The sequence below is a fragment of the uncultured Bacteroides sp. genome, assembly GCF_902472605.1.
Lineage (GTDB): Bacteria > Bacteroidota > Bacteroidia > Bacteroidales > Bacteroidaceae > Phocaeicola.
The window spans coordinates 1-16,300 of sequence record NZ_CABROP010000036.1 but is presented as its reverse complement, the minus strand read 5'-3'; the positions used below and the strand labels follow the sequence as shown (position 1 = coordinate 16,300).

Here is a 16,300-nt window from a genome sequence, read left to right as displayed (position 1 = left end):
ATTTTTAAGATGAATTGACAAAAGTCGACAAAAAAACACCTGATGACTTTGATTTATTAACAAGGAATGTATGTTTTGTGAAAAAATTTATATATTTGTGGAGATTGACTTTGTTGTATTATCTAAAAGCTAGGAAAAACATGGGTGTTTTATTTCATATTATCAGATATTCTATTGGTAATCTGTTTCTGGGTGTTCTTCTCACAGTAGCAGGGATATTGTTGATGTTTGTCTTGATTCGGTCTTGGCGTCGTGACAGCACGTTCACACCGATAAGTTACATTGTGGGGGTGATCCTATTCTTCTTTCTTTCGTTCCAGGCGGTTTTGCTTTGTGGAGCGGTAACCATTAAATCTTATTGCAATGAGGTGGAATATGCCATCAACGACTGGGTGAAGGATGCTCCTGTCGAGACCGTATATAATCAAGCGGAAAGTCAGATCATATTGGAACAGATTATGGACCAATGGCCGCTGGTGGGCTACTTTGTGAACTTGGCCGATTTTTCAGGTCATACGCCGGAAACGATTGCTTCGGCAATGGCAGGGGAACTGCGTTCGGTAATGAATCATTTTATACTCCGCCGCATAGGTTGGAGTTTGTTCTTTGTAGTGATCGGTGCTTTCGTCGTAATCAAGTCGATGGAACGCGTGACACGTAGAAGTTATTCCCATAGATATTCTGGGGCAGGACGCAGAAGAAGACATTATGATGATTAAATATAAACTAAAAAATTAATTACTATGTCAAATCATTTAGTTATTGGATTAGGAGGAACGGGAGGCTCTGTCTTGCGTGCCTTGCGCAAACGTATTTATGAAGAGTTTCGCTCAAATGATCCGGCAGGCAGTGCTAATATAGAATATTTGTATGTCGATTCAAGTCTGGCCGATTTGAACAATGAAGAATACTGGCAGACATTAGGTGTGTCTGTTCAGCTCTCTCCGGCCCAGCGTTTGTCTATCAACGGAATCGGTTCGGGAGTGTTGAGTAATCTTGACCAGTATCCGGGCATCAATGCTTTTATCAACCGCAAGGATGAGGCGATGCTGAAGGAAGGCATCGGGGCCATTATCAGTGAAGGTATTGGAGGCCAGCGTCGTCGTTTCGGGCGAATGTTGATTGCCAATAACATGTGTGGTCTGCCCCAGAATACATTTGTCGGGCAGGTACATGCCCGTGTGCGTGCCTTGAAAGAGAAAGAAGATGTGGACGATGTGACCTTCCATATCTGTGCAGGACTCGGTGGGGGAACAGGTTCAGGTTCCATTGTGGATGCGGTGGCTCAGATTCGTAATGAATTCCAGCGTACGGGAGACGACCGTTCGAAGTTTAAAATCCAGCTGTATCTTTACGTGCCGGAGAAAATCATTCAGATTCCGGGAGGCGAAGACAGCAACCGCTATTACCAGCCGAACGGTTATGCTGCTTTGCTGGAACTCAACGCCATGTCGGTAGGCCGATATTATCCGACGGATGTGAAGGGCAATACCGATGAATATGGTAACGTACGTCGCCTGCTGAAGGGGCAGGATGCCTTTGATATGGCTTATCTGTACACCAATGTGAATGAAGCCGGCAAGGAAGTGAACATCCATAAGGTGCTGCCGGGAATCGTGGGTGATTTCCTGTTCCAGAAGATTGTGGCTTCTTCCATGCAGAGTGGCGGAAAAATGGCTCGTCTGGAGACCAATGAGAACAACGGCCTTTTGCCGGAGAACAATGAGACAGGCGAACCTGTACGCAGCCGCCGCTTCATGACCTTTGGGGTGAAACGGATTGAGTATCCCGAAACGGAAGTGGTAGAATATGGAGCCTATAATTTTGCGCGGCAGGCTTCCATGCAGATGTTGTATGGATTGTGGGATGAGGCGCGCGGCTACATCGAATGTACGGAAGACATGGTAGGAAAGACGTTCATCCACGATGTGGATAAAGACGCTGAAAAGGAAGCCAACCTGTTGTCCGACGATTATCTTACATTGAGCAAGCCGTTGCCTTCCATTGAAAAACATGTGACCAACTGGAAACCGATCGTGCAAGGATGGGAGTTCTATGTAGACCGTTACAAGCAAGACGTGCAGGCCGAATGTCAGAAGAAAGAATGGTATGAAGAATTCAACCAGCTTTGTGAGAAGTTCTTCGATTCGATGTACCGTGGATGCGGTGTCAAGAAATTCTATTTCGATTATGAAACTCAGATTCCGGGATTTGCCGAAGAAATATGCCGGCGCATAGAGAATAACCTGTTTGCAAAATGGAAGAATGGGGAGATGTCCATCATCGAGGTACATAAATATATTGCTGTCTTGATAAGCAAATGTACGGAACGTATTGAGGGCTTCAAGTCGAAGATTACCAAACGTACTACTTACCTGAATGAAGACTTGGCAGAACAGCTCGAAGAAATCCGTGCCGATTGGAACAATATCGGCTGGCTGAAAGATGCGATTACGAATGCATCGGCCAAGACGTTCGGACGGTTTGCCGATGCCAAGCGTGAACAGCTCACGGTGGCTACCTCCATTGCGGCTTATGGCTATGCCGTGAAACTGATGTCGGAAGTCATCAATATGCTGACACTGTTGAACAATAACAGCGTAGAGCCTTTCATGAAGGTGCTGTCTGAGTTTGCCGACAGCATGAAGAAGCAGGCTGAAGAAAAGTGCAAGCTGAGCGATGCGGAAAACAGCAGCATGACCAGTGAGGTAGTGAAGGAGTACGATCCGAAGCTGGTGCGTGACACGGTGCGCGGATTCCTCAAGAATCAGGCCAATCAGAAGGCGTATGCCAGCAGCTTGCGGGCCAGCATCGTGGAATCTCTGGGTACGACCAATGTGGGATTTGCCAGTCTGGGAAAGAAAATCAACGTTTCGGCTTTGCAGGAAATCACACTGAAGATTTGCATTGAAAGTGCCCGGAAAGAGATGGACGACTACTCGCTGAAGAACATAAACCAGCGCTTGGTGAATGTGAATATTCTGGACAAGTTGAGAAATACGGATTGCAGCACTCCCGACAAGCGCAAACGCTTCATCAAGGAGATTTACAATGCCGCACAAAGCTTCTTGCCGTTCAACGGGTCGGAAGAAGGAAAGGGAAGTCCTGAAACCGCTGCAAATCATCAGAAGATCATCCAGCTTTCTTTGCCTCTGTACGAAGACGACGATACTTTCCGCAACGATTTTATCAAGGACTTTGGGGAAAGTGGAAAAATCCCGTTCAACAAAGATAATGATGTCTCTGTAAACTTCAAGAGCAATCAGATTGTCGTGATTACGGCGCACAGCGGTTTCCCGTTGCGCTATGTGGACAATGTGCGTGTGCTGAAAGAAAAATATGACATACTGGTACGCAGCGAGGTCAACCGCATGGTGGTACATACAGAATCTTTCTCCAAGGCTTTGCCGGGATTGTTTGCATTGGATGCAAGCGATTTGAAGAAACGCCTGCGTCCAGTTGTGCTACTGGCTTATGCCTTGGATGGCCTTCTGGTAGAGCGTGAAGACGTGGAAACGGGTGTGAAAACCATGTGTTTTGCCGGTGAGAAAAACCGCATGGGACGTGTCAGCCGTTGGATTCCGGTTGGAAACGACATGATTGAGACCCTGAATGAATTGTGTAAGATGAGTCGTGCGATGGATGCGGAAGCCCTGAAAAAAGCTGTACAGACCGAACTGGATACAAACTATAAGCATGTAGAAAAGAAGAACCAGTTGATGCTGAAGATGGGCGAGACCCTCGATAATGTATTGTTGCCACTCTTGGGTGGAAATGACAATAATCCGGAATTTGTGGCCTTTAACAAGGCAGCAGAGAATTTATGTGACAATGATTTGAAGTTTGACTAAAAAACGAAAGACTATGGCAAAGAAAAAAGGAGTTTGCGTGAACATTGATTGCGAAAACTATAAGAAAGAAATAGAAGTTGAACCCGGAAGTGAATTTGAATGCCCGCTGTGTCATCAACCCTTGAAGGAGAAAAAGACCACAGGCACTGGCCCTGGTGGCTCTGGCGGTGGTAAGATGGCAATGATTATTGGCGGTGTGGTTCTGGTCCTGGCTCTGGGAGGTGGCGGTTATTATTATATGACCAGTGATAAGTCGGCTGAGCCTCAGGAGCCTCCGGTAGATACAGTGGTGAATCCACTTCCGGACGATTCAGTGAAGACAGATTCAGTGAAACCGGAGGAAGAGGTGCCTGCTGAGCCAAAGGTAAAGAAATCTGCACCAATTACTGGAAAAGGCACGGTGGACTTGGGATATGCCATTTATACCGGTGATTTGAAGAATGGAAAGCCCCACGGATATGGCACTTTGACTTATAAGAGAAGTCAGAAGATTGTGTCTTCAAAAGACTTTGTGGCCAATCCTGGCGATACGTTCGAAGGAGAATTCCGTGACGGGAAAATCAGTGGAATCGGTTACTGGAAACATGACGGAAATGAAACGGCTGTGAAACCATGAAAAAGTCCTTCCATATAGCAGCATGGATGATGGTGGCGGCATTCGCTTTAGAGGCGGATGCGGCCCCATCGTTCTATACCCGCTGTTTGGAAAGACTTTCGACTGCGCTGAATCTGAACTTGCCTGATTCCTTGGGTGTAAATGTGGATAATGATTCCACATGGCAATTCAGGGGAAAGACTTTGCGCATACGGACCAATATGCTGGGGGATGTTTCGCACATCGGCTATAAGTTGTTCGATACCCAGTGGGCGGCAGGTCATGCAGCTCGCCCTTTGCTTGATTTTATAGAGCGTTACGCGTTGGAGCAGGATGTGCCGCGGAAAGATATAGACAAAGAAGAGGAAGCGGCGCGCAAACGGCTGACCTTCATTGAAGGTAATGCATCGATGATTGCCCAACGGACTCCTGAAATGGGCTGTGTGATTGATGAGGTGGAACGCCGAAGGTATACAGTCAGCTGGGAGAAGAACAATCAGAAGGTATGTATGGTGATTCCGGCCGATTACCAGCTTTTCCTGGGAACGGATGCGGTGGAACTGGAACATATTTTCGAACGTGACGTGCAACGTATGTCTGCTGAGCCGGTGGAAGACGAATGGCAGGAGATATGGAAAAACGCAACCCGGTCGCGGGCCGACAGTGTATGGATAATCAGTAAGGGTTGTTATTTGAGCAATCAGATACGCTCGGACTTGTATTTGCAAGGAAGTGAGACCGACATGAAACTTCTGTTAGATTCCTCGAAGCCTTTGCGCAGTGTCAGCAATGTTCTACTTACAGGATGTTTTCATAGAAGTATTCCTATGCAGCTGACGATTGACAAGTATGGTTACTTGAAGTCTGAAATCGAGGTGACTTTGCAGCAGCTTCTCGCTTATTTTCGTGCCGAAAATTGCATGCTCTATTTAGGTGTCAAGAGTCGTACGAATGAGAAGGCTTCTGTGACGCTTTTTGCCGTGAACGTAAAAATGGCATATAACCATACCATTAGCCTGGAGTTTCCTTTCCACATTTTGGAGGGAGGAGAAGATAAAGTAAAAGGGAAGATTTATGTCTATACCCCTTTGCAGAATATTACAGAGAAATTTTTTATTGAGAACCTTAAACAGAATGAGCCGTGAAAATGAACTATCTATTTGCTTTTATATTAGCTTGGCTACCTCTTTTCTCTTTGTTTGCTGACCAGACCGATGAGGTGAAAAAACAGATTAACAAGATTAAAAAGAGCAGCCAGTACATTTATGCTGAGTCTACTGCTCCCACCGAAGCCGATGCACGGAGTTATGCGGAAAGCAAGTTGTATGAGGAAATCAATAAGTGGGTGGCTACGCAGCGGAAACTGAAAAAGAGCCCCAATCTGGTTGTGAATAACCGGAAAGAGTTGTGGACCATGCTGTCCATGCCCCGGGGCAGTAATATGTATCGTTCGTTTCTTTACGTAAAGAAGAATGATATATTGCCAACGGAAAATGCAGTAATCATCTCCAATCAGTCGCTTCCTCCGGTTGAGGAATCCATGAAAGAGACGTTGCCGGAAATCGTGGCAGAAATTGCAGCCTGTACCCAATATGGAGATATGGCGGCGATGGTCAAGCAAGCGAAAAATGAAGGTAAGATAAAGAATTACGGCCGTTATGCTTCGCTGGCTAATCCGGATAAATGCTATCTGATCATCTACAACCGGGAGGGGAAAGTGGTAGCAACGCTTACCCCGGAACCCGACAGGAAGAACATCAAGACGAATAAGCCGGATAGCGTGAAGAACTATAGTGGTTGTGGGGCGATTGGAGTAGAATTATAAAAACACAAATTTATTGATATGAGAAGAAGATTGGTATGTGCATTTATTGCACTTATTTCCATGTGCCTATGCAGTGTAGGCCAGATGAAGGCGGTGACCGTGACGTTGACTGTGGATGAAGGAGTTGGCCGTCCGGCTGCCTTGAGCAGGGCAGAATATAATCTGGGTGTTGTCCTGACTGAAATAAATCGGGCCCAACAGGCAAAGACAATATTGACCACAAGAGGATTCCCGATGGACGAATTTTCCTTGAGGTCCTTGCTGCGGCTATGGGCTGTCACACCGTTTTATTGTGACGACGAAGAAGTGGTGGAACGCTGCTGGGTATTCAAGGATGGCACGATGATGGTCAGTCATATCCCTCTGATTATCACTCCAGAAGGCGAGAACTTTGGGGTCGGCACGTATCAGGAGGCCGTCATTGAATTTGACGCAAACGGTAGAATCACCGATTTCCGTTTGGCACTTGACGCACATATGGCAGAGAGCATGGAAAAATGCGGCAGCGTGGTAGAAAAAGAAAAGCAAATGATTATTATGCAGTATATTGAACGCTTCCGTACGGCATACAACCAGCGAGACTCTGATTATATCGAAAAAATATTCAGCGATGACGCGCTGATCATTACGGGAAAAGTCATTACGGTGCGTAAGAATGATGACTTTGGAGGGCTGCACCAAAAGGTGGAATACACCAAGCAGACGAAGGAGCAATATATCCGCAACCTGAAAAAGGCGTTTAAACGCAACAAATGGATTAATGTGAAGTTCAGTGAAATTGGTGACAACGGTGAAACCGGGGGATGTGCCGGCATTACTCGTTCTACCGTCGACCCCACCAAATATGGTGTGCGTCTGCGCCAGGAATGGAATTCCAGCAATTACAGTGACGAAGGATATCTGTTCTTGTTATGGGAATTTCCTGAAGATGGCAGAGACCCGATTATCCATGTACGTACATGGCAGCCGGAATGGGTGGGCGGTGTACGCCAGCAGCCGGATGATGACATCTCTACGTTGGGTGCCTTTGATTTATAGAATGGAAGAATAAATGATAATGTAGACTATGAATACGTTTAGATATATTTTAGCTACGTGGATGATTCTGTGTGTTTGCGCATTGCATGCGCAGACACAATATATTTCACATAGTCGGTGCGTGGAGGAAGACCGTTTTGAAGATTTGGCGGGTGACGGAGGAGTCATCCTGTTGTCCAAGCATAAAGATTTGGTGATAGCCCTTCCGAATGTCAAGAATAAGTCCATAAGGCTGGTAGGCGAACGTCCGGACGGGTATTTTGAATATTGCGTCATCATTCACGCCGGAGAAACCCGTACGCCCAAATTGGAGATAAGCCGACGGGGAAGTGTATATAAAACGGAGCTGGTGCAGGCGGTGAAGCCGGATTTCCTGATTGCCTATCGTGTGGAGGAAGTGCAGAACCCTATATGGAAAGATGAGCAAACCCAGTCGAACGATGCGTATTTGGATGCAAACTTTGCGGTACTGGAATTGTCAACTACCATAAAAGATCTGAAAGTGGAGTGTCATCCAGACCTGCATGCAGTGGTTGAGAGCAAGGTCAGTACGGCTGATCCGAACATCTCAATCGTGACAGTCAAAATTCCGATCATTTCCCTGACTGAGGCAAGAAACCTTGTTGAAAAGACCGAACAGGAATATACGGCCCAGAAAAACAAGGTGGATAATATGGCCGAAGCTCCGGATGCAGAGTGGGACTTGCTGGATAAGCTTGAAGTGGAAAAGGACAGCCTGGCCAATAGCTTCAAGCAGATGACAAACATCGGCATACATGCGGCTGGAACAAACTGGCTGACGGTGGAAGTAGGAGACCTGGGACCTCGTGCCAAGAAATGTTATGCGGTGCTTCCTATCGTGGTTGAGAAAGATGTATATGTAACCCAGTGTAGTGCCTTTATGAATGAAGGCGGAAGACTGTTTGGCATGCGAAAATACAAAGAAGCCCGTTTGGCTTATGAAGATGCCTGGAATTCGGAAGATGTGATTGCCACTTTGCGTCCGGCTATTCGGGAATCAATCGCACAATGCGATTCTTGCATGCTGTACGAGCGGTTGGCAGCGGGTGCCATCAAAAAAATAGCTGAGTTAAAGAAAAATGGAAATGCCACTCAGGAAGAAGTGGCGCGCTATGCTTCGGCTGCGGTGGAATTCATGGAGATGGTAAATGCATATAATCCAGATGATTTCTATCGGACACGCATTGAACGGATGAAGAATCTGCTTTCAGGGATGCCGCTGAAAATAAAGTTCACGATTGTGGAGTGGAAAACATTGCAGGAAGGCAATAAAATTCCGGGAGTGGAAGTTTGGGCCTATAAAGGAGTGTCGTCGGTTTCTTCCAACACTTTCTCTTCCGATAAAAGATTTGAAAAACTATTGGAGAGAAATGGGGTGGATTACACTCAAGTTGGGGCTTCAGACGAGAAGGGCTTGGTTGAAATTGAACTGGATAGAACAGAGCTTCCGCAAGGGTTGTTGTTCCGTCCGACAAAAGATGGCAAGATTAAAATTAAATATATGACCATCGCCGAGCTGATGCAGCAGGCTCAAGGAACGTATATGGAAAAGCAGTTCCGTCTGAAAATGTATGTAAAGTAATGACCGTTTGTTAATTTAAAAATATATTATTATGAAGAATTTTTTATTTAAAGGGGTCATTTGGATGTCGCTGGCCTTTTTTTGTTCAGCAAATGTCTCAGCCCAAAGTTTTCTGAAAAAATTAAAGAATGCAGCAGAAAAGGTGGAATCTGTCACCAAAGCGGTTAATGGCGATACAAGCAAAGAATCGACGGAACAGAACGCTGAGAAAGATAGCATTTCCGCAAAAGAATTTTTGGAGAATGCCCCTTTTTATTCTGTAAAAAAAGTCATAGAGACCGATTCTTTAGGCAATGCGATTGTCAATGAAGACGGCACCACGCGGTATAAGTTTCTGTTGATCGATAAAAACGGAAATGTGTGTGCGGCTAACACAGCCAAGAAGCATCTGAATTCTGCGCTGAAATCAGGAGCCTTCATTCTATTGAAGGTAGGTGGTGGAGCCACTGCGGGAGGACTGTTAGGCAAAAAATTAGGTGGATCGAAAAAAGGTGCCTGGATAGGAGCCGGTGTAGGTGCTGCTGCCGGAATGTTGGCTTCTATGAATGATATCAAGGCCGTGAAGAAACAGGTTAAATTGATGAAAGAGTGCAAGAAGGTATTGAGTGCTTATCAGAATACCTTCACGGAAGAAGGTTTCCCGTTGGACGCGGCGGCCGATTTGTCGGATGTCGATGGGATAAATTTCACGGAATGTGAGGAAATCACGAAAAGTGCAGCTGATGTGAGAGCTGAACTTCTTGCGTCCAAGACAGAAGGGGATTCTCTGGAGGATGTGGATCTTCCTGATGATATAAATGTGTAATGGCTTAATTTGATTTATTGGATAAAATTGATGTTGAAACAATAAGTAACAAGATACTTGTTGATAGGAAGGGCCCGCCATTGTAAAGTCGACAGAATGGCGGGCTTTTTTCGTCCTATTCCTTTAGGTTGGACTTTTTCTGTTAGACTCATGTGGTTGGGGGATATGTTCTTTTTCTGATTCCCTGCTGCTGGTTAGAGCTCCGTGTGGAAGGTTACAAAATTTCTCTGGCAATCCACGCGCAGGCTTCGGCATCGGCCAGGGCATGGTGATGTTGTTTCAGGTCGTATCCGCAGAGGGCGGCCACGGTGTGCAGCTGGTGGTTCTCCGCCCACGGGAAAGCGCGGCGGGAGGGACCCAGCGTGTCATAGAAATCATAGTCGGGATAGTCCATCTGGTAGACCCGGAAGACGGCTTTCAGGCAGCTCTCGTCGAACGCCTTGTTGTGGGCCACGAGGGGGAGTCCCTCAATCAGTGGGGCCACCTGTGCCCATACCTGGCTGAACACGGGTGCGCAGTCGGTATTCTCGCGGGTGAGTCCGTGCACTTGCGTGCAGAAACGGCTGTAGTAGTTGGGCTCCGGCTGGATGAGCGAGTAGAACGTGTCGGTGATTTCTCCGTGGCGCACCACCACCACGCCCACGCTGCATACCGAGCTGCGGGCCCCGTTGGCAGTCTCAAAATCGATGGCGGCAAAGTTTTCCATGTTTTTTCGTTGGTTTGGATACAAAGGTACATAGAATTTGTCCATACTTTTCCGTCCGGGCGCTGATTTTTGTGTGTCTGCCGATGATCCTCCCTTGACTGCAGATATTCTTCCTTGCCCGGGAAGTTCCAGTTGCCGATGGCCCCTGTGTTATATCGGAATACCACTTGCGGAGAGTATAGAATAATACATAGGCTGCGCATCGTATCCAAGATCGGTGATTTTATTGTAACTTTGCTGAGAATTTGATTTTCTAACATGTGCGACAGGTTCCAATGGATAATTTAATTTTTCAGATACAGCAGGATAATGAATATGCCTTCAAGCAACTCTATCAGAATTATTATTCGAGAGTGGTGACTTTTATCACGGGCATTATCAAAAGGCGGGAGACAGCCCAAGATTTGGCACAGGATGTATTTGTCAGTCTTTGGCTTAACCGGAAGACGCTGGATGTTTCACGAAATTTGCAGAACTATCTTTTTGTCGCTTCGCGTCATGCGGCCATTAATTATTTGAAAAAAGAATTGTCTGTCACATCGGAGCCGATAGAAGACATGCACACGGATATAGGTTCCGACATGACGGTAGAAGATACGCTTTTCGCCAAGGAAATTCGTCTGCTCATAGAAATGGTCGTTTCGGAAATGCCTGCACAGCGGCAGCGCATTTATCGGATGAGCCGGGAGCAGGGGGTGAGCAATGAAGAAATAGCCGGCACGTTGGGAATCAGCAAAAGAAGTGTGGAGAACCAGATCAGTCTGGCTTTGAAGGAAATCAGACAGGCCGTCACTGCCTACGTGATTTTTCTGTTCTGCATGTTATCATAAGTTAAAAAACTGTGCCATGGAAGTGAGTATGGACGGAAATGTTTGTACTTGATTGTAGAAAACAGAAAAACTTATGAATTACATTCACGAAATTATCAGACGATATGTCCATCGCCGATACCCTCAGAAACTGGAGAGAAGAATCCAGCGCTGGCTCTGTGAGGATGAAAATGCGGAAGCGAAGGAGGAGGCATTGCTCCGTTACTGGAATGAAGCGGAGGCCGTGTCCGATGGTCGGGAAATGAAAGACGGATGGAAAAGGATTTCCGGTCGGCTGGGTTTCAGGAGCAGAAGCCGCCACTGGTACAGGTACGGCTATGCCGCCTCTTTCCTGATTTGCGTGCTGGCCGTTTCTTTCTGGCTATGGAACTCCACAGAAACTTCCCTTATACAAACGGTGACAACCGGAAAAGGAGAGTCGAAAACCGTTACTTTACCCGACGGTTCCCTGGTCCGTTTGAATCCTTCTTCAGAAATTGCCTTTCAGCAAGCTTTTGAGGATACTGTCCGTCGGGTTAGGCTGAAAGGGGAAGCCTGGTTCAATGTAGTCCATCATGCAGACAAGCCCTTTATCGTGAACGCTCCAAATCTGACCACAAGGGTGCTCGGTACCCGGTTTTGTGTGGATGATTATCCGGAGGACGGACAGGCTGCCGTGTATCTGCAAACGGGGGCGGTTGAAGTAAACCCGGCAGAAAGTTTCCACTCACACGTATTGCATCCCGGCGAATATTTGGTATATGACAAGACCACACACCAGATACACATTTCTGCGCGAAAGCCGCCTTACCTGTACTTCCGGAATGCGAGTCTGGAGGAAATCAGACACTCGCTGGAGCGGAAGTTCAATATTCCGATAAAACTGGAAGGTGTTTCGGAAGAAAAGTACACCCTCGAATTTGATTCGACGGCCACCGTCAAGGAAGTGTTGGAAACCCTTTGCGTACTGGATGAACACCTTACTTGGAGAACCGGCCATGACCATACAATCATTCTCAGTATAAAACACGAATAACACGATGAAGACCAAACTGTTTTTATTGTTCTGCCTGTTGGCTTTTATGGTTGGAAGCACCCTGTATGCCCAACATTCGGCACAGGCTGTCTTCTCCATTGAGGGGACGTATGATGCCTCCGGATTTCTGGAACTGGTCAGGGAAAAGACCGGTTGCCGGATTGCCTATAAGGAATCTGACCTGAAAAACAGCCGGAGAATCCGTTTAGACTATCAGAAAAAGCCTCTGGATGTTATTCTGAAGGATGCTTCAGAAAAATACGGACTTCTGTTTGTGAAGCATGGAAACCAGCTGATTGTCAAGAAACGAACGCAATCACCTTCTGTCTCAAAGGAACAGTCGGCCCCGGTTGCGAAAGATACCGTGCGTAGTTTCTACATGCAGGAAGTGGTGAAGACAGCCCCTCGCATCGACAGGCTCCGGAACCCGCAAATGGGAATGACGGTGATGGATGACAACGCTATCCGAAGCGTACCGACGCTTTTGGGAGAACCGGACGTCATCAAGGCACTTCAACTGCAGCCCGGAGTGTCTGCCGGTACGGAAGGGTTTGCCGGTATGTTCGTCCGGGGAGGGGAAAATGATGAGAACCTGTTTCTTATCGACGGATGTCCCATTTATCAGACCAATCACCTGGGTGGATTGTTTTCTCCTTTTAATGCCGATGCGGTCAGTCACCTGACGTTCTATAAGAGTGCTTTCCCGGCACGTTACGGGGGAAGGCTCTCCAGTGTGACGGATCTTTCGATGAAAAGCGGAGATTATAAAAGCTGGCATGGAAACTTTACGGTGGGACTGACATCGGCCAATGTCAGTTTCTCCGGTCCGTTGGTGAAGGACCGGACTTCCCTGTTTGTCGCGCTCAGGCGTTCCTGGTTGGAACTGGTTTCCGTACCGGCACTGGCTATCATCAACGCCTCGAAAAAGAAATCCGGCGAGAAAGTCATAGCCGGTTACAATTTCACGGATTTCAATCTGAAACTTGACCATCGGTTGGGGCGTTTCGGAACACTTTCCTTGCTGGGATATTATGGGCATGACCGTCTCAAGATGGGGGAACATCGCTTTTCGGGTGAAGGGGAAGATACGGACCCTTATCTCCATAAGAATGAAAACCGGCTGGGGTGGGGGAATATGCTGACTGCCCTGAAGTGGCATCTCCCTATCAATACCCTTTTCGCATATGACATGAAGGCTTCTTATACACACTATCAGTCTGATTTCAGGAAAACGGTAGAAACGGTATCGGGTCGGGAGGGTGAGAACGGCTATGAAAATAGCCGGTCGCGAACCGAGAACCGAAATGCCATTCACGACCTCTGTGTAGATGCCTCCTTGGCGTTTATTCCGTCCGACCGGGTCATTATCCGCTTGGGGACGCAATACACACACCATCGTTATGCACCGGAAGAGGAGGTACAGGAATCTACCTCTCTACCGTCGGGAAACGGGAACAGCGAAAGTCGGGTAATTGCCAATGAATGGAACGCGTATCTGGAGGGTGACCTTGAAGTTTGCCACTGGTTGCGGTTCAATGCCGGACTGCACGGTTCTTTCTTCCGGGTGGAAGGAATGCAATATCAGGTTTTCGAGCCCCGTGTCTCGGCTGATTTCCGGCTGAGCCCGCTGGTCAGTCTGAAAGCCGGATATGCCCGTATGAGCCAGTTCGTGCAACAGGTAAGCGACAATTACATTTCTTTGCCTACCGACTACTGGCTGCCCATTACCCGGAACTTCTCGCCGCTGACTTCCGAGCAGGTTTCGATTGGTCTGTATGTGTCGCCCGGTAAAAAGTACACTTTCTCCGTTGAGGGGTATTATAAGAAGATGGACCACCTGCTGGAGTACCGGGATGATTACAAGGATTTACAGGTTGCTTCCTGGGAAGACAGACTGACCAGCGGAAGCGGCAGGGCTTACGGAGTCGATTTTCAGGCAGAAGCCGATATGGGAAAACTGCACGGCTTTATCGGTTACGGGCTGATGTGGAGCGACAGGCTCTTTGCTGACCTGAATGGGGGAAAGCGCTTCCCGTCAAAATATGATAACCGCCATAAGGTAACCTTGTCGGCTACCTGGAAGTGCTCCGAACGGGTGGAACTGAATGCCGGATGGGTATTCATGACCGGGAACAGGGTTACGCTGTCACTTGAGAACTATCCTTATCCGGACGGTTATCCTACGGATATTGTCCCCACTTATCCACATAAAGATGAGGAGATGCCCGATTACTATGCAGGGAAAAACAATGTACGCCTGCCGGCCTATCACCGGCTGGATGTGGGTATCAATATCTATCGTCCGTTAAGACGCGGACGGACAGGGATATGGAACGTTTCGCTCTATAACGCCTATTCCCGCATGAACCCCATCATGATAGAGAAGAACAACCAGAAACAGAGTATGGACGGTACACCGCTGGCTCCCCGATTCCGGCAGTTTGCCTTGTTTCCCGTCATTCCCTCTGTCTCTTATACTTATAAATTCTAACGGACACATCGCTATATGAATATACATTTTCATCCCAGTATTTGGGCGCTACTGACCGGCTTCTCGCTGACAGCCTGTTACAAGGACATCGACCTGGAGAAGTATCGTCCTGAACCGACCCTTGTGCTTAACAGCATACTTTCGCCCGATACGGTTGTCCGGGTACAGGTAGCCCATACGGTATTCTTTACCGACCATCGGGAAACGGACACTAATGTGGCGGATGCGGAAGTCAGAATGTGCGTGAACGGCAGGTTTACGGAAACCTTGCGCTACGATGAAACAAGCCGGATGTATCTGTCGGATTATCATCCTGTGCCCGGTGAGCTCATCAGCTTGGAAGCGGAGAGTCCCCTCGGGCATGTGTCCGGACAGGGAATCATCCCCGAAGCGGTACCCATAGAAGGTGTCAGACTGACGGCCCGTACTTTTGATGACCCGGACCAGATGTACTGGGCTCCCGGCGGGGTTACTTACGGGAAATCGTACGAGGCGACCTATTACATTACTTTTACCGACCCTTCGGCGGAGCGTAATTTTTACTTCATCCGAATAGAAAGTGGTGATGGAATAGCCGCCGAAACGATTGATTACTCGTACGACGACGTCTTTCTGGCGCAGCAGGAGTCTATTGACGGAATCACAACGGATACCGGCATCTATGGGAATGAAGGCCGTACGTTTACGGATGATTTGTTCAATGGGAACCGCTATACGCTGAAAATCGTAGAAAAGGCTCCTTTATACACGAATGATTCACGCCCTCGTAAAATCATCCTTTATTCGCTGTCGGAAGATTATTATCATTATCTGACCGGTATTTTCAATACGGATGAGGAATCTGTCAAGGGCAGTCTGACAGACCTCGGACTGACAGAACCTTCTCCTCATTATTCCAACATCACAGGCGGAACCGGTATTGTAGGTGGCGTGCAAAGCCGGTCGGTTCGGGCAGACTTGAAATCTGTCCTCAAATAGAAAACTCTTTTTAAAAACATTGTAAATAGATAAAAACATCATGAGATTTAAATTAGTAGCGGCCTTATTGGCCTTGGGAATGGCAATCGTGACTTTCACCTCTTGTGGCGACGATACGCCGGACAAAGGGTTTGAACTGACAAGTTATCTGGATGGAAATTATACGCCTACCGACGATGCCTGTCACTTGTCGGCAATCCTTAATGGGGAGAAAGTGTCCGAAAAGGCTTCAGTCACCTTTCATACCAAAGACTTGCAGACCGGAAGCATGGTACTTAATAATCTCTTTGAAGGATATGCATCCGTCGAAATCGAAGAAATTACGTTGGTTCAGGAAACAGAAGGAGAATCTGTACGTCTAACGTTTGCAGGGACTCAGCAAGTAGATGAAACGCTCCGGTTCAGCTATTCCGGTTATGTGGTTTATGGAAAACTATACATCGAGTTCAACATGGAATAGTTGTTTCAGAAGGTCTATCGCATTTTACTTTATTTCCCTGCTTCTACCTTCACTTCCTGAATGTTCCGCAGCTCGTCACTGAAGTTGACACCAATCCGATAGA

At 47.3% G+C, this 16,300-nt stretch carries 14 protein-coding genes; 13 read left to right on the top strand and 1 reads right to left on the bottom strand.

What is annotated here, in order from left to right:
* Positions 1-224: 224 nt before the first annotated feature.
* The 8 genes from RDP42_RS09260 to RDP42_RS09225 are packed head-to-tail and all read left to right on the top strand — an operon-like array spanning position 225 to position 9,717.
* On the top strand, positions 225-719 hold the full coding sequence (locus RDP42_RS09260; protein ID WP_308763462.1) for a hypothetical protein: 495 nt from the start codon (positions 225-227) through the stop codon (positions 717-719).
* Between the two features lie 24 nt (positions 720-743).
* A complete protein-coding gene (locus RDP42_RS09255; RefSeq protein WP_308763447.1) occupies positions 744-3,851 on the top strand; it encodes a tubulin-like doman-containing protein in 3,108 nt (1,035 codons plus the stop codon).
* A 13-nt stretch (positions 3,852-3,864) separates the two neighbouring features.
* A complete protein-coding gene (locus RDP42_RS09250; protein WP_308763446.1) occupies positions 3,865-4,467 on the top strand; it encodes a hypothetical protein in 603 nt (200 codons plus the stop codon).
* Positions 4,464-5,591 (top strand): hypothetical protein, encoded by a 1,128-nt coding sequence (locus tag RDP42_RS09245; RefSeq protein ID WP_308763445.1) that lies wholly within the window; start codon positions 4,464-4,466, stop codon positions 5,589-5,591. Before RDP42_RS09250 ends, RDP42_RS09245 begins: the two co-directional genes overlap by 4 nt.
* Positions 5,592-5,593: 2 nt before the next feature.
* Positions 5,594-6,271, top strand: a complete 678-nt coding sequence (locus tag RDP42_RS09240) for a hypothetical protein (RefSeq protein WP_308763444.1) — start codon at positions 5,594-5,596, stop codon at positions 6,269-6,271.
* 18 nt (positions 6,272-6,289) lie between these two features.
* Complete coding sequence (locus RDP42_RS09235) at positions 6,290-7,309, top strand: hypothetical protein (RefSeq protein ID WP_308763443.1); 1,020 nt, start codon at positions 6,290-6,292, stop codon at positions 7,307-7,309.
* 28 nt (positions 7,310-7,337) lie between these two features.
* Positions 7,338-8,912, top strand: a complete 1,575-nt coding sequence (locus RDP42_RS09230; RefSeq protein WP_308763442.1) for a hypothetical protein — start codon at positions 7,338-7,340, stop codon at positions 8,910-8,912.
* A gap of 31 nt (positions 8,913-8,943) precedes the next feature.
* Complete coding sequence (locus tag RDP42_RS09225) at positions 8,944-9,717, top strand: hypothetical protein (RefSeq protein ID WP_308763441.1); 774 nt, start codon at positions 8,944-8,946, stop codon at positions 9,715-9,717.
* Positions 9,718-9,931: 214 nt separating this feature from the next.
* Here the strand turns inward: RDP42_RS09225 and RDP42_RS09220 are convergent, their stop codons facing one another.
* A complete protein-coding gene (locus RDP42_RS09220) occupies positions 9,932-10,423 on the bottom strand; it encodes an exonuclease domain-containing protein (protein ID WP_308763461.1) in 492 nt (163 codons plus the stop codon).
* Positions 10,424-10,698: 275 nt separating this feature from the next.
* On the opposite strand from RDP42_RS09220, the gene RDP42_RS09215 reads away from it, so the two are divergent.
* From RDP42_RS09215 to RDP42_RS09195, 5 genes are all read left to right on the top strand, one after another.
* Positions 10,699-11,253, top strand: a complete 555-nt coding sequence (locus RDP42_RS09215; protein ID WP_308763440.1) for an RNA polymerase sigma-70 factor — start codon at positions 10,699-10,701, stop codon at positions 11,251-11,253.
* Between the two features lie 73 nt (positions 11,254-11,326).
* Positions 11,327-12,268, top strand: coding sequence for a FecR domain-containing protein (locus tag RDP42_RS09210; protein ID WP_308763439.1), 942 nt, complete (start codon positions 11,327-11,329; stop codon positions 12,266-12,268).
* Between the two features lie 4 nt (positions 12,269-12,272).
* Positions 12,273-14,759, top strand: a complete 2,487-nt coding sequence (locus RDP42_RS09205) for a TonB-dependent receptor domain-containing protein (RefSeq protein WP_308763438.1) — start codon at positions 12,273-12,275, stop codon at positions 14,757-14,759.
* A gap of 15 nt (positions 14,760-14,774) precedes the next feature.
* Entirely contained in the window at positions 14,775-15,737 is a 963-nt protein-coding gene (locus RDP42_RS09200) for a DUF4249 domain-containing protein (protein WP_308763437.1), read from the top strand.
* 40 nt (positions 15,738-15,777) lie between these two features.
* A complete protein-coding gene (locus tag RDP42_RS09195) occupies positions 15,778-16,197 on the top strand; it encodes a DUF4925 domain-containing protein (protein WP_308763436.1) in 420 nt (139 codons plus the stop codon).
* Positions 16,198-16,300: the final 103 nt, after the last annotated feature.

Excerpts from the sequence above, each read along its gene's own strand:
- RDP42_RS09255 (WP_308763447.1), top strand. The coding sequence starts at position 744 with ATGTCAAATCATTTAGTTATTGGATTAGGAGGAACGGGAGGCTCTGTC.
- RDP42_RS09230 (WP_308763442.1), top strand. The coding sequence starts at position 7,338 with ATGAATACGTTTAGATATATTTTAGCTACGTGGATGATTCTGTGTGTT.
- RDP42_RS09200 (WP_308763437.1), top strand. The coding sequence starts at position 14,775 with ATGAATATACATTTTCATCCCAGTATTTGGGCGCTACTGACCGGCTTC.
- RDP42_RS09260 (WP_308763462.1), top strand. The coding sequence starts at position 225 with ATGTTTGTCTTGATTCGGTCTTGGCGTCGTGACAGCACGTTCACACCG.
- RDP42_RS09250 (WP_308763446.1), top strand. The coding sequence starts at position 3,865 with ATGGCAAAGAAAAAAGGAGTTTGCGTGAACATTGATTGCGAAAACTAT.
- RDP42_RS09215 (WP_308763440.1), top strand. The coding sequence starts at position 10,699 with ATGGATAATTTAATTTTTCAGATACAGCAGGATAATGAATATGCCTTC.
- RDP42_RS09220 (WP_308763461.1), bottom strand. The coding sequence starts at position 10,423 with ATGGAAAACTTTGCCGCCATCGATTTTGAGACTGCCAACGGGGCCCGC.
- RDP42_RS09205 (WP_308763438.1), top strand. The coding sequence starts at position 12,273 with ATGAAGACCAAACTGTTTTTATTGTTCTGCCTGTTGGCTTTTATGGTT.
- RDP42_RS09210 (WP_308763439.1), top strand. The coding sequence starts at position 11,327 with ATGAATTACATTCACGAAATTATCAGACGATATGTCCATCGCCGATAC.
- RDP42_RS09245 (WP_308763445.1), top strand. The coding sequence starts at position 4,464 with ATGAAAAAGTCCTTCCATATAGCAGCATGGATGATGGTGGCGGCATTC.
- RDP42_RS09240 (WP_308763444.1), top strand. The coding sequence starts at position 5,594 with ATGAACTATCTATTTGCTTTTATATTAGCTTGGCTACCTCTTTTCTCT.
- RDP42_RS09195 (WP_308763436.1), top strand. The coding sequence starts at position 15,778 with ATGAGATTTAAATTAGTAGCGGCCTTATTGGCCTTGGGAATGGCAATC.
- RDP42_RS09225 (WP_308763441.1), top strand. The coding sequence starts at position 8,944 with ATGAAGAATTTTTTATTTAAAGGGGTCATTTGGATGTCGCTGGCCTTT.
- RDP42_RS09235 (WP_308763443.1), top strand. The coding sequence starts at position 6,290 with ATGAGAAGAAGATTGGTATGTGCATTTATTGCACTTATTTCCATGTGC.